1 pseudogene is annotated in these 359 nt (G+C 33.7%); it reads left to right on the top strand.

The features are described 5' to 3' along the window. Window positions 1-189 (top strand): annotated as a pseudogene (locus ACMA47_RS25165) (peptidoglycan-binding protein LysM); the annotation flags it as partial. Window positions 190-359: the final 170 nt, after the last annotated feature.

The raw sequence follows: 359 nt of genomic DNA, 5'->3' as shown, positions 1-359 counted from the left end.
GGGACAAAAAATACTGTAGTTTTATCTGCAACGGATCAGAATTTAGTTACCAATGCTCCTCTTGGAAGTGCCTTAACACTGAATCTGGACTACACTATTCCAGCAGCGAAATCATCATCTTCTGATATTTTAGGTAAACCAGCGGGAACTTATACACAAACAGTAACTTATACCGCGACTGCTTTATAAATTAATTTTTCATATTAATATTTTGTGATTTGGTGTTTCGAAGGCTTCCTCAGGAGGCCTTTGATTTTGTATGTATTGTACCGATATAGATAGAATTCAAAATCAGGTAATTTATATTACGACAGCTTTATAATAGAAATAACAGCAATTTATATACAGCCTCAATACTT

It is taken from the genome of Chryseobacterium sp. T20, from assembly GCF_047345655.1.
Taxonomy (GTDB): domain Bacteria; phylum Bacteroidota; class Bacteroidia; order Flavobacteriales; family Weeksellaceae; genus Chryseobacterium.
Note: the sequence above shows the minus strand (reverse complement) of the source record. Positions and strands in the feature narration are given on the sequence as shown.